Origin of the sequence: Rhodococcus sp. 15-2388-1-1a (assembly GCF_002259145.1) — a bacterium.
Lineage (GTDB): Bacteria > Actinomycetota > Actinomycetes > Mycobacteriales > Mycobacteriaceae > Rhodococcoides.
In genome coordinates, this window is sequence record NZ_NPFP01000020.1 from 1 (window position 1) to 12,968 (window position 12,968).

General features: G+C 63.7%; 10 protein-coding genes. 2 read left to right on the forward strand and 8 right to left on the reverse strand.

What is annotated here, in order from left to right; translation table 11 throughout:
• Positions 1-231 precede the first annotated feature (231 nt).
• Together CH302_RS12840 and CH302_RS12845 are read right to left on the reverse strand one after the other, a co-directional pair.
• On the reverse strand, positions 232-1,227 hold the full coding sequence (locus CH302_RS12840) for a DUF4192 family protein (protein WP_015586055.1): 996 nt from the start codon (positions 1,225-1,227) through the stop codon (positions 232-234).
• A 352-nt stretch (positions 1,228-1,579) separates the two neighbouring features.
• Positions 1,580-2,503 carry a DNA processing protein DprA gene (locus CH302_RS12845; protein ID WP_052047799.1) on the reverse strand — a complete coding sequence of 308 codons (924 nt, stop codon included), beginning with the start codon at positions 2,501-2,503 and terminating at the stop codon, positions 1,580-1,582.
• A gap of 287 nt (positions 2,504-2,790) precedes the next feature.
• Here CH302_RS12845 and CH302_RS12850 point away from each other — a divergent pair, with 287 nt between their 5' ends.
• Positions 2,791-3,318, forward strand: a complete 528-nt coding sequence (locus CH302_RS12850; RefSeq protein ID WP_015586057.1) for a hypothetical protein — start codon at positions 2,791-2,793, stop codon at positions 3,316-3,318.
• 40 nt (positions 3,319-3,358) lie between these two features.
• Entirely contained in the window at positions 3,359-4,360 is a 1,002-nt protein-coding gene (locus CH302_RS12855) for a hypothetical protein (protein WP_072692241.1), read from the forward strand.
• A 13-nt stretch (positions 4,361-4,373) separates the two neighbouring features.
• On the opposite strand, the gene CH302_RS12860 is transcribed toward CH302_RS12855, so the two are convergent.
• The 6 genes from CH302_RS12860 to CH302_RS12885 all read right to left on the reverse strand — a co-directional run bounded on the left by CH302_RS12860 (position 4,374) and on the right by CH302_RS12885 (position 12,879).
• A complete protein-coding gene (locus tag CH302_RS12860; protein ID WP_015586059.1) occupies positions 4,374-4,994 on the reverse strand; it encodes a DUF2637 domain-containing protein in 621 nt (206 codons plus the stop codon).
• A complete protein-coding gene (locus CH302_RS12865; protein ID WP_015586060.1) occupies positions 4,994-5,878 on the reverse strand; it encodes a CPBP family intramembrane glutamic endopeptidase in 885 nt (294 codons plus the stop codon). Before CH302_RS12865 ends, CH302_RS12860 begins: the two co-directional genes overlap by 1 nt.
• 100 nt (positions 5,879-5,978) lie before the next feature.
• On the reverse strand, positions 5,979-6,617 hold the full coding sequence (locus CH302_RS12870; RefSeq protein WP_015586061.1) for a hypothetical protein: 639 nt from the start codon (positions 6,615-6,617) through the stop codon (positions 5,979-5,981).
• Positions 6,618-6,623: 6 nt separating this feature from the next.
• Positions 6,624-6,749 carry a hypothetical protein gene (locus CH302_RS30585; RefSeq protein WP_254924250.1) on the reverse strand — a complete coding sequence of 42 codons (126 nt, stop codon included), beginning with the start codon at positions 6,747-6,749 and terminating at the stop codon, positions 6,624-6,626.
• 103 nt (positions 6,750-6,852) lie between these two features.
• The gene (locus tag CH302_RS12880) at positions 6,853-7,503 is read right to left on the reverse strand and encodes a helix-turn-helix domain-containing protein (RefSeq protein ID WP_015586063.1); all 651 of its coding nucleotides are present in this window, start codon (positions 7,501-7,503) and stop codon (positions 6,853-6,855) included.
• 3 nt (positions 7,504-7,506) lie between these two features.
• Complete coding sequence (locus CH302_RS12885; RefSeq protein WP_032364989.1) at positions 7,507-12,879, reverse strand: telomere-binding protein; 5,373 nt, start codon at positions 12,877-12,879, stop codon at positions 7,507-7,509.
• Positions 12,880-12,968 lie beyond the last annotated feature (89 nt).

The following is a 12,968-nucleotide window of genomic DNA, read 5'->3' on the forward strand; positions in this document are numbered from 1 at the left end:
GGGCTGGGGCTGGGCGCTGCGCGCCCGCCGCTGCAGGCGAAACGGCAAGCCGTTCCGAAGAACTCGCGGACTCGGTCGAAGCGCTGCGCGCCTTCGCGGTTGCATCTGTTATTCGATCGCGCTCAATTTGCAATTTGCAATCGAGAATTTTTCGAGGGCGGTCGAACCGAAACCGGCTCGCCGATGCATGGTGTATTCAGCGAAACCGGTTTCGGATCAATCGCATTCAAGTCATTCGTTACGGGATCGCTCGGATTCTGCATCGAGCGCAGCGGGCCGAATCTGCTCCCACAGCGCCGGGTTGATTCCCGCGTTGTATGCGCGTTCGAGCAGCTGCCCCAAGGAATGATCGGGGGCGAGCCCACGGGCAACGTTCATTGCCTCCCGCGCCGGCACCGCCTCCCGTCCGATCCAGTAACTCAGCGAAGCGAGGACGAAGGCGGGGCCTGCCTCGCTGGCGGGCAACACCGCGCCAACCTGCCGCCACAGTTCGCCGAGGACTGCGGCGTTGGCTTCGGTGAAGTGAACGAACAGCACATCGCGCACGCGCACGTCAGAGGCGGCGGCTGCGAGCATCGCAGCGTGGTAATCCGATATCTCGATTCCGCGGTTGCCTGAATCGAGATACCCGGCGAGTACCTCGCGGTGGATGGTCTCTGCGGCCGAGATCGGCCCTACTGCCGGGAACGCCCCGCGTGCAGCCCGCATCATGTCCACCACACTCGCGGCGCGTTCGGCACCGAACTGTTCGGCAACGAAGCCCGCGCGGATTTGGGCGCGAGAGGCCAGACGTACCTGCCCCTCGAGCAACGCTCCGACCACGTAGGGGTGAGCCGTCAGGTCGACCGCCTCGCCGACCTCGTGCGGTCCCGCCAGTACCCCGTTCATCAAGTAGCGGCGCGCACGTCCCTCGTGGAACTGGAACACAGCAACGTCATCGCCCGAGAACTCGTGGAGAACGGCCATCGATGCCGCATCGGCGTGTGTGTCACTGCCGAACACGACCACCACGCGCGGTCCGGATAGATCACGCACGGGGTGACCGCTGGGCACCAGCAACGGGGCACCACCGATCGGCGCTTCCTCCCCCAGCGGGCAGGCCATGACGGCCCCGCCTGTCGAGTTTGGGGTGAACACCACCATTTCGTTCTCGGGAACGTAGCGGACCAGCATCACGGCCACGGCAACAGCATCAGCGGGTGAGGAGATACGAAAAACAGAGGACATCGGACAAACCCCTTTCAGGGCACAGGGGCAGATGGTCAGTCCGCCCGATCAACAGAACACCCACAATCTAGCCGAGACCACCGACAAGAACGGCTCACGCGCAACACATTTGGTCCCCGGCGCACTCGGTGCCGGGGACCGCACCGAGTGCGCCGGGGCTCGGTGGGGAAAGACAACAGGCCCGCCCATGTGTTTCGCTGGGCGAGCCTGTTGTCGAACGTCTAGGGAGAAGCGAAAGGATCAGAGCGACAAAGGCTCTCGCTCTAACTCCTCGGGAGCGGAGTCGGCTTCCGAGGCCCATCTAGGGCTCACGTCCATACCCGACCACACTTTCGGATCGGTGTCGAGCCGATCAGGAGACGTTCGGATCAGCACACACGCCAGCAGCCGACATTGCAAGACGCGCCACACCGTCGATGATCAACGTATGGCATCCGTTCGACGCTGCGGAGGTGACCGGCCCTGGTACCGCGTACACCGCCCGCCCGAGCCTGTGCACTTCCCTGGCCACAGACAGTGCACGTCCGCGTGACCCGGCCTCGGGCACCACTACCGCATCGGAGAGAGCCGCCAGCAGCGCGCCACTCCCGTTGAATCGTTCTCGTCGAGGCTCTGCACCGAACGAGTACTCGCTCACCACCACACCCTGTTCCGCGACGCGCTCGAGCAACCGAGCGTGACCGGACGGATACGCCCGATCCAAGCCGCACGGCATTACCGCTACCGGTCCTGCACCGACCCCCAACGCTGCCCGCAACACCGCTCCCTCGATCCCGAACCCGCTGCCCGACAGGACCGCCACCCCACGCATCGCCAGATCCCCGGCAAATTCCGACGCGACATGCTCGCCGTAAGCGGTCGCAGCCCGGGTGCCGGTGAGCGCCACCGCCGACACATCAGCACCGGGCAGCGCGCCCTGTCCACGAACCCACAGAGCGACCGGAGTCGATCCCTCCAGCCATCCGGCCATCCGCAGCCGCTGCGGCCACTCAGCGTCCGCAGGAGTGACCAATCGTGCTCCCAGCGTTGCCGCCGTCTCGAGGTCTGCCTCGGCACCTGAGTAGTCCCACGAGCGAGCCGTCGCACGCAACAAGTCCTCCGACACCTCCCGATGCCGCACAGCCTCGGCTGCAGCCTCCACGCCCGATAAGGACACCGCCAGATGCACCAACGAGCCCTGCCCCCGCGCCACGTGAGCGAGATACGCCCACGCAACACGCTCACGCCACACCATCTCGCTACCCGACACCGCGTTCTCGCTCGACACACCGCTCACGACGAAACCCTCCCAGGGCTAACACAAGGGCAGATGGTCAGTCCGCCCGATCAACAGAACAACTCGAACCTACCCCGACACACCGACAAAAACAGCACCTGACAAGCGAAAATGTCCCCGGCGCACCCGGTGCCGGGGACAGCGGGTGCGCCGGGCGGTAAGTTCACGAAGCGGCCAAAAGAGCAGACCGAAGTGTCCTGTTCGAGTGATACAAATACCGGAGCAGATCTCACGGGCCGCCGACGAAAAACGCACCAACCGCGACGTTCGAGAGGGAAGCTGCACACATGACCGAGCCCGAGCCATGGCGTCGAAGCAAGACGCCGGCCCCGCTCCCCTCGAATTCCGCCGACGCCCGAGCGATCAGCGAACTGACGGACCCGGAACTGGCTGCGATCATTCGTGACAACCTCCTGCCGCGCTCGAACACCGCCGGCGATACAGCCAATTGGCGTGCATTCTGGAACACCCTCACTTTCGATCCGCAGCTCAACGATCGCGCAAACGCGATCATCGATGTCTACGTCGAGCAAGCAGCAGCAGCGCTCGATACCGGCGAACTCGACGACGCCCAATACAAACGTGCCGGCAAGTTCCACGACCTGTGTATCCACGCCCTCGACAGGCTCGACAAGGTGGTCGACGACCCCCTGGCCTGGGCTGGTGCGCGAGCTGCCGGATTCAATCCACGCTCTCGTGAGGTCATCAACACCCTCGTGCAGGCCATCGCCGATCACCGAGACGACGGCGACGACGCCAAGCTCTGGGCGATTCTCGCCGAAGTTCGTTTGGATCCAGGCCATCGACGCCGGTAAGCGCTCCGCTCAACATGGCCGCCCGCGGAGCCTCTGACCGATGAGCTTCTGGGATTCACTTGCGGCCGGCCTCTCGGAGGAGCCGCCGCGACGGGTGATCGTGTCGACCAGAACGCTCAGGTCGGCGATCGAGGACACCTTGATCTATGGGTTCTCGCGAGCCGCCCTCGAAGTGGTCCTACCCGACGAACTCGACCTGACGTGGGCAGGTACAGGTACCCCGGTTGAGGCCGACACCAAGCGGTCGCTGATCGATGGTTACCTCGTAGGATTCGAGATCCCCCAGCTCGTCGCACTGGCGCGTCGCGTGCTTGCAGAATGCGACGTCGCGGACCACGGGCTCGCGGTGCTGATCGCAGAGTACGAAAAGGGCTCCAGCGGTGTCGATTCTCCCGCAAAGAACCTCATTTTCGCGGCCAATGGTCCCAAACCGGAGATGGTGCTCCGCGACGCGGTCAGCAACGACATCCTGATCACCAAGAATGCTGAGTTCTGCCTGGTCTACGACAGACCGATAACCGAGGCCGGCCTGTCCTTTCAGGAGCTGATTCAGTGGTGGCGTGAGCACCAAGCAATGGCAGACACGGACGATCGCGATGTCGGGCGGTCACTGTACAAACGGCTGCGAGAGAGCCTCGGTAAGAACGAACCCGAGCGGATGGTCTTGGACGTCTACTCACGTCGATACGGAGAGCACGGCTTCGGTATTCCCGCTCTGATCCCGCAGGTCTACCTCCACTACGACCCGTACACCAAGTATCAACGCAAGGGCAGCAGTCCCCTCGAACGCCAACGCATGGACTTCTTGCTGCTCTTCAGTGCAAGAAAACGCGTCGTCATCGAGGTCGACGGTCGTCAGCACTACGCCAACGAAGACGGCCGCGCCAGCACGCAGCTGTACGCCGAGATGGTCACCGAAGACCGACGTCTCCGGCTAGCGGGATACGAGGTCTATCGGTTCGGGGGCAAAGAGTTCGAGAGCCCCGACGCGCCGTCGATGCTCGCAGCATTCTTCGACGAACTGAGCTCGCGAATGAAGTAGACCGACGGGGAACTCATGCCGGGGCGAGGTATCGATCCTCCTCAGAGCCGATCTGGAGTTCGTCCTCGGCGGCTGCGATGACTGCGTCGACGACCTCAATGGGTAGCCCGGTCTTGGTGGCCACTGCAGCGTGCTCGTGGCCTTCGCTGGCCAGTTTCAGGACGTGGACACACAGAACGGCTGTTTCGGCCTCTGTGGAGCTGTTCGGGGCCGAGTGACGCTGGTCGGTGCTGTCGTCTACAGCTGATGCTTCGAGTCGGACCAGCTGGATCATCAGGTGCGTGGTGACCAGCAGCACCAGCGGCGGCGCAGCAGCGGCCAGCGCGGCCACGGTGAAGGTCGAGCTGTAGTCCACCATCGAGACGTGCACGATGTTGCCGGCCGTCGATGCGATCGACCCGAGAATCAGCAAGGCCCACGCGAACCAGCGGTGTGAGGCGTCGACGACGAGCATGAGTGTTGCGAGGATTACCATTCCGTCGAGCACCAGTGGCAGAACCCATCCCAGTGTTGCCGGGTATCCGCTGGCAGTAGCGAGCTGCCACAACGATATTCCGCTCTTTGTGAAGGCGCTGATACCGATCACCGCATTGCCGATCACCGCGCAACGTTTGATGGTTGTCAGATTCCTCATCAATGTCCTTCGCTGGTGGTGATCGAAAAGTGGCCGGCCGCTGCCGTCGGGCGTGCTAGATCGGCGTGCTTGAGGGTGGGTGTGTTCGACAGTCGGTAAATCGACCACAGGGCGGTGAATGCGATACACCCGCCGATCACTATCTGAGCCGCGGTGTAGTCACCATTGTTCGCAATGACGAATGCATTCCAAGCTGTATGGGCCAGAACGAGTCCCGTGAGACTGCGGAGTCGATAGTAGACGTAGACGGCCACAGCGCCCCATACGAACGCCGACAACGCTTGCCCTGTTCCCTGGTACAGATGGATGGAGGCTCGAAACAGAGCTGAGCTCGCGATGACGATGCCGAGCATCCACGGCTGGACGCGCCAGACCAGTCCGACGACCCCGAAGAGCAACAAGACCGGAAGCGCACTGAAGAACGGTTCCTCGGCCAAGCCGGCGACGAGAAGGTGCGCACTGTTCCACCATTGTGCCGGGTTGCCGTAGTCACTGGTGCGCGAAAGGTTTTCGGCATCCTCGGGGGACAGCAACGAGGCCATGCACAGGCCGATGGGGAACAATCCTGCACTCATCAGCGTCCGCGCTCGCCACGTCCCAGGGAAGCTGTTCGGTTCGGTCTCGTTCGGTTCGATGAACCGGCGCACCGCCGCGACGAGAGCGAGACCGGCAACTGCGGCGAAGAAGAGAATTAGGAAGCCAATTTGAGCGCCGGGCATCGTCGGCGGGGTCGACTCGGTGACTACCTCGGATCCGGTACCGAGATGCCTCTGAACCGAGACTAATGCCTCGAAAGGCCAACACACGACTAGGTAGGCGGCAGCAAGCCCGAGCGGAACAGCAGCGATATACAGGCTTGAGTTCCAGTTGTTGTTGCGATTCATCGCGATTCACTCTTTCTTTGACATTCTCTCGTCGCGGCGACACTGGACAGTCATGGGTGCGGATACGAGTACTGAGCGTGGGTACGGCGGTCGAGGCTGATCAGTTGTCGAGTAGGCCCGCACCGCGGGCAATAGCGGGTAGGTCGATCGGTGGTGCCCATGCGGCCCACACGCGGGTTCGGCCGAGCTCGACGACACGGTCGTCCGGATAGAGCCGCCATGGGCCGACGCGGTCGAGCAGTTCACCGACGAGGGCGTCGGCGTGGAAACGGGTGGGAACGGTGACGAAGTCATCGAGCGGGCCCCGCTTATGTAGTGCCGCGACGGGGCGTGGTGCGCCTCTGGCGATCGCTACCTGCCGCAGGTCCGGAGAGCCGTGGGGACGGAGGATCGCCACGACATGGGGGTCCAGCCATCGTCGCTCTCGCCATTCCTTGCGGACACCGCGGCCACGGGGAAGATCGAGCCCGGTCAAGACAGTTCGTGCATTGTCGAGGGTCTGCTGTTCGACACGTCGGATTTCAGGAAGGGGAAATTGAAGTTGCTGCAACCGGCGGACGGGAATGGCCGCTCGAGCGCGAGGTGAGCCCTGCAGCCAACGCTGAACGGTACGGCGAGTCACCCCGAATGCCGCTGCGACATAGTCGATATCGACACCACCGTTGACCAAGGGGCCGTAGCACGCGGTGAATGCGACCTCGAGCTGTCGTTTGGTCCACCGCGGCCGCTTCGGGTTCATGTCGCTCTAATGGAGTGGTCCGAGAAAGACGCCGTATCCCATTTTGGCCTGCACAGCCATGCTGACGAGGATCAGACCCGCCAACGCAGAAACGACGCGGGTCTTCCACTGCTGAGACTTGGTCTCGAACATGTCTTTCTGATCCCTCCTGCAGAGCGCTGCCGTGCGCGATTCCACCGATACCGTAGCGGTTGCACCGGACACTCCGAACACCTGAACTCGCAGACTCTTATGGTCAGACCGGGTCGATGGAGATGTTGTCGATGCTCTCGAAGGTCCATCCGTCGACGTACCGATCGCTGGCGTAGCCGCTGAGCCACTTCGAGAGCGCTTTGTCGCCGCCGCGTTCGTACGCCGACCACATCGACTCGACATCGGATGGCGACATACCACTCTGATCCGGGGGGATCTGGATGGAACGATTGCGAATGTAGAACCCTCCCCCACCGGCGACGCCTTGTCGGCCCTTGATCTGTACGCGCGCACCGTATTTGGCGATCGACTTGCCCTGTTTGCTCTCTCGGACAGCTTTGATGGCGGCGCGCCGGCCCTGTTGCGTCGTCGCTGCCTGCCGCGACTTGGTGGTGAGCTTGCTCAGAGTCTCGGCCTTCGGCTTCGAGATTCGCTGGCGTCCCTCGGCGGCAACCCAGCGTTCCACCGTACGACGTGAGACTCCGAGATCGCGCGCAGCTGCGGCAGTGTTCACCCCGCCCCGAGTGCCCGGGCCGTACGCGGCGAGGAGCATCCCACGCATGTCAGGGGTGGTGCCGGCCTTGCCGGAGACATCGGCACCACGCCTGCCCGTCAAGCCCTGGAACAGTGAGCTGCGTCGGCGTTCGTCTGCTTCCAGGTTCTCTTTGAAGCCAGCATGCTTGCGCCCGGCCATTGGCTATTCCCCCTTGCCTGTCGTGGCATCCCAGTTCATCGTCAGCGCTTCCTTGCCCTTGTAGCGGCCACCGACGAGGAACTCGAGATGATCGCCGAGTCGAGCGGAGCCCTCCCACTTGTATTGGCCGAACCCTCGACCGAGCTGCTTGTCCTCCCCAGGCCAGGACGCGATCGGATCCGGATCGTTGCTGGTGTAGAGAACCGTGTCGTTCGTGATGGCCACCGGCCACCGGTCGGAGACGGTGCCGATCTTGACGATGCGACGAGTGATGTTCGCCCGCGCTTTGGCGATGATGTGATGGCGTCGCTCAGGCGAGAAACCTGCTCGTCCGGTCATATGAACCGAGGACCCCATCTGGCCGATCGTGCGCGTGTAGACGCCCTTGAGCAGATCTCTGGCCAACTGAGCGTCGACGTCGTCGACGTCCAAAGCTGTTCGTGCGTCCCGGATTCGCTCGTACCACGGATCGAGTACTCGGCCATGTTCGTTCCACACGTAGGCCTCGACAGGTTCGAGCTCGTAGCCGAGTTCTCCGGCGACCTGCAGACTCGGTGTGGTCACCCACAGCAGGCCCGGCCGGCCGCCGAGAGGCATCAATGGATGTGGGATGCGCCAGTCCCCTGCCTCGGGAACCTCTACCCGCCAATAGCCCGGCAGCTTCTTGTCGAACGCTCGCCCGTCTGGATGATGAGTGGCCGATCCGATCGGCATCTCCAAACCGGCGATTCCCGCAGCATGCGAGCCTCCTCGGTCGTACGCGTGGACGTAGATCATCGATGTCTCGTCGCTGGTCGGTTTGCGGGACCATGCGTAATCGTCCTCGAGGGAGCTGATGGTGGCCGGGCCGACGGGAGTCTGTGCCCCGAACATCCGCTCGCGGTCCTTGAATCGAGTCGAGATCATCAGGTCGAAACCTGTGGACTGCGGGGTGATCACCCACGGCATCTTCAACGCGCTGGCGAACAGCGACAATCGACGCGCGAGTTTGCTCGGGGACGGTCGGTCTCCGAGAATAGGGATATCGCGTGGATCGGCGTTCATGCCGGCAGCCAGGACGACCCACACACCGCGGTGCTCGCCCTGGGTGCGCCACACACGGGTCCACGCACCGAGCCGGTCACCGGGCTTGCCCAGGGTCCAACCGTCGGCGATTGCATCTGTGACGAACGCTGTGCCGGCAGTGGCCTCGCCGACGTCTTTGCGTCGCTGCGACGGATCGTCGCTCAGCGTGCTCAGATCCACCCCGAACTTCTCGGTCATCGCCGCGGTCACCCAGATCTGTCCCGGTTCGCTCTGCCACGACGAAGTCTGAGTGCCCAGACGCAGCTCCTGCACCAGCGCGGCGACATGACCGACGTGAGAGATGTTCTGTGGCAAATTGATTCGACTTCCGTCGGGCATCCAAATGCCATCGACGTCCAGGACGGCGGCAGGGGCAGCGAACGGGTTGGCCGCGGTCTTCGCGGGAGCTGAACGCCGAGGCTGCGTGGTCTCGAGCGGCGCACTGGGTTGCGCAACCGTAGGAGCACTCGACTCGGCGGCCTCGGAAGCAGCTCGACGAGCAGGTTCGTTCGACGGCCGCGGGCCAGTGGAGGCGGGTGCAGGCGGCTTCGCTGCGGCTGCGGTATCGGCAACCAGTGCAGCGCGGGAGGCAGCTGTGCTTCCGAACCAGCACTGCGCGTGCAGAACGTGGCCATCGAAGCGAAGGCCCGAGCCCACTCCGCACTTCACGCACGGGACGCTCGGCGAAATATGTTCTGCCACAGCGATATGGCCCTCGGCATCGGGGTAGCTTCCCACTGGAATGTCCTCCTGTTCGGAGTTGTCAGACGTAGCTTCCGCGTCGTTGGCACGAGAGCTGCCCGTCGTCGATGAGGTGTCGCTGTTCGATACCGAGAACAACGTCGCGAGGTCGGCCACTGCGGAGGTCGAACCCGGAACGTCGCTCGGTGTCGTACCGTCCGGTGCATCGTCGGGTCCGCCATCAGCGTCGAAGATGCCGATCTGACCGTCGTCGGGGCCGTCGCCGAGGATCGCCCACAGACGGAGAGCGGTCATCCGCTGCCGCCGTTCCTCACAATGGATGGTGCGTTGGACGGTGTAACGGGGTGTCTTGCCTGCGCGTTCCTCGGCGATCAGAACTCCCTCGTCGTAGAGGGCCCGCAGCGCCGTGCCTCGATCGATCTGTGGAGCATCGGACATCGTCGATGCCGCGGCTTTCAGAACCTGTTCGAGGGCAGTCGATTCGATCAACAGCTGCGCTTCACCGTCGCGTGGTCCGGGGTCGGTGAGCACGTACCCCAACCGGATCCCGCGTGCGTCTTCGCGGTACTTCTTGACGTCCTGATAGTCCGAGACCAACGTCCGTCGCCACCCCAACCGGCCGGCGAGCGGGCGGTCGGGTGCTTCACCGGTACGAACGTCGTCGACGTAGGCCAACCCGGTACGCAGTGCGTGCGCAAGGAGCTCGCGCACCCGCGCCCCGGTACGTGAAGGCAGATCGGGATCGGCCGCAGCGACGACCGCGTCGTGCAATCCGCCGTCGACGACGTCGAGAACTTGCTCGACCTCATCGGCATCGAGCGCGCCGACATCGAGCAGAAAAGCGGTGAACGCCTGCCACCCTGCCCACACTGCACCGACCGCTTCGGCCTGGCGCACGGTCTCACCCTGCTCACGTAAGCCCTCGGCGTAGTGCGCGCCCTCGTTGAAGACCTTTTCCCGCAGTTCCTCGAGGCGGGGGCACAACCACTGCAGGAACGAGGCCATCAGCAGGGCGCGTCCATGTCGAGACTGCTCACTGTCGAGTCGAATCAGCTCGTCGAGTTCGATCTCGTCGGACTGCAACGGCACCACCAACATGCGCTGAGCGCCGGACCCTGGTCGAGGCATGACCTCGGAGGTCACCATCGCGGACGATCGGGGGGCGGTGCCGTCGAGGATGCTCAACCCGTCGCGACTGGAACGGCTCCGTTGTTCGCCGTTGTGGACCATGCGCGCGAACTCTTCGAGCGCTTTCTGTGCAGCCCCCCAGTCTCGTGTGGGAGCGACATCATCGGCCCAGTACAGCGCATCTTTCGACGAATTCAGTTTGATGCGAAGCGCATTGAGAGTGTCACCGTTACCTGACATCGACGATGCCGGCCGCCGACGATCCCACAGCTCACCGAAGTGATGCATCGCGATCGACGCGATCGAGGTCTTGTACGAACCGGGCGAACCAATGAGCGAAAGAACCCAGGGGTTGGGTCCCAAGGCCGCGCGAAAGACGTGCCCGAGCAACGGAGCAGCGATTCGCACCGGCAGACGCGTCAGCATCGATCCCGAATCGACCATGAAGGCATCACGCAATCGAGGTGCATCGGCGATCGGGCACGGCAGGTCGTAACGCGAGAGCGGTCCACTGAGCAGAACCGGCGCAACACGGGCACCGGCAGCACTGATAGCGCCACCCGCGTGCACGTAGAACCACTCGTCGTTTCGGTCCTTACGCCAACCGGTGGAACGGAATCGAACCGTCCGGGCAATCGTCACTCCACCCGCCACTTTCAGGGCGTCGCGAAGTTTGGCGATTCCAGAGGGTTTGGAGTCGTACGTCGGCGGCCCGGGAAGAGAATCCGCCCAGGTGCAGTCCCGATAGTCCTGTGCGTCCACCCGCATACGCATGAACTCGCCCGTATCGGGATGGGTGTACCCGATGACGACAGCGGAAAGCTGTTCGGGCGACGGCGGATTGGCTTCCCGCTGCCCGACGATATCTTCGCGTCCGAGCAGGGTCGGTGCGTCGACGTCGAGGCCGTCGTCCTGCGATTCGAGGTATTCCATCTCCACGATCCGAGCATCGATGCTGAGCACCATTTTGGCGGTCTGCTCGCCATCTCGGTTGGTGACGATTTCGACGAGGCTTCCCTCTACGACCCGATACGTCGGTGCAGATATCTGAGCGCCGCGGGTGGCCGCCCCGACCAGGTGCAGTCGGGGTCCGTCAGGGAGCGGATGTGTCGATTCACCGGCGTCGATGTGGCTGGATCCGGTCGCCGGCGGCACCGCGTCGTGCTCGTCCTCGTCGTGCAGCAGCGGTGGAATCGGAGTGCGCGAAATATCGTGTGCGGCACGGGCAGCCGTGCGGGCAGTACGCCACACAGCGGTAGCGGCATCGACCGCTTCTTGCGACCACTTCGTGCCCTCAGCGGCAGCGAAACTACGCACCGCATCGACGGCTTCGCTCAACGGCTCGAACAGGCGCTCCGCCTCGACGGCCCAGCGCCCAGCGAGGCGGATCTCGTCTGCGCACTCATCCTGGTGACCTGATACTCGCCCGCGCTCGGCACGCGCAGCCGCTTCCTGAGCCGCCTTTTCGACCTCGGCGGCCTTGCCGCGCAGCTTGGCCAGCGCAGCATGTGCCGCAACCTCACCGACATGGACGGGAATCAACCCGTTCCACATATCGTCCGGATCCCACAGCTGGGCCTCGACGTGATCTGTGAAGTCTGATTTGTCATCTGTTGTGCCGGGTAGCAGCAGTTGTACCTCGGCATCAACTGCGCCGAGCAGCGACGCCAGTTCGATGCCGCGCTCGTATCCTGCGGCGTCACGATCGAGCACAACGCGCACTGCGGCACCGGCGAACACCTCGGCGAGCTGTGGCGGAAAGTTCAGGCCACCCTGGGCATTCGTGGTCGCGCACAGACCGAGACGCATCGCGGTCTCGACATCCTTTTCGCCCTCGAGCAGCCACACCGGCTGGCCGGCCGACAGCGCCGCTTGCAGCTGCGGCATCGCGAACAGGACCGGAGTGAACACCGCAGGCTTACGTTTGACGTACGTGCGATTCGGACCGACGAACAACTGCCGGAATCGTTTGTGTTTGACGCCGCACGAGGTGCACTCCTCGCGGATGACCTCCTGCACCAATACGCTGTCGGCATCGGTGTAGGGATAGCGCGCAACTTCCGACCAAGAGTGCTCGACCTCGGGCTCCGGCATCGGACCGGCAATCCGAGCAGGCAGACGCCCCAGACGCCCACGTCGTTTGCCCGCTGCCCGTTGCTGCGGGGATCTACCGACACGCGGTGCGCTCGGATCCCGACTCGGCAAGGGTTCGTCGAACAGATCGGACACACCGATATCGAGACGCTCGGCGATTTCTGCGGCCGTCGCTGAGCAGCCATGGCACCGCAGCAGCACCATTCCAGAACCGTGGTGGCCCGGAGTCCAGGTGACAGACAGCGAAGCGTGACGGTCGTCGTGAACGGGGCATCTCGCCTGAAACTGGGTACTCGATGTGGCTTTGAAGCCGCCGAGCTGCTCGAGGCGTGGACGGATGTTGTCCATCGACCACATGTGGCCGCGGTTGGGAGTCGGTGACGTCACGACTCACCGCCGACACGTAGATGTACGACGCGCGCTGGGTTCGGAGCGCAAATCACGGCGAGGCAGGGGTACTGAGCTATGATGTCAAT

Coding starts and splice junctions, on each gene's coding strand:
- CH302_RS12840 (WP_015586055.1), bottom strand. CDS start 1,227: ATGTCCTCTGTTTTTCGTATCTCCTCACCCGCTGATGCTGTTGCCGTG.
- CH302_RS12850 (WP_015586057.1), top strand. CDS start 2,791: ATGACCGAGCCCGAGCCATGGCGTCGAAGCAAGACGCCGGCCCCGCTC.
- CH302_RS12855 (WP_072692241.1), top strand. CDS start 3,359: ATGAGCTTCTGGGATTCACTTGCGGCCGGCCTCTCGGAGGAGCCGCCG.
- CH302_RS12860 (WP_015586059.1), bottom strand. CDS start 4,994: ATGAGGAATCTGACAACCATCAAACGTTGCGCGGTGATCGGCAATGCG.
- CH302_RS12865 (WP_015586060.1), bottom strand. CDS start 5,878: ATGAATCGCAACAACAACTGGAACTCAAGCCTGTATATCGCTGCTGTT.
- CH302_RS12870 (WP_015586061.1), bottom strand. CDS start 6,617: ATGAACCCGAAGCGGCCGCGGTGGACCAAACGACAGCTCGAGGTCGCA.
- CH302_RS30585 (WP_254924250.1), bottom strand. CDS start 6,749: ATGTTCGAGACCAAGTCTCAGCAGTGGAAGACCCGCGTCGTTTCTGCG.
- CH302_RS12880 (WP_015586063.1), bottom strand. CDS start 7,503: ATGGCCGGGCGCAAGCATGCTGGCTTCAAAGAGAACCTGGAAGCAGAC.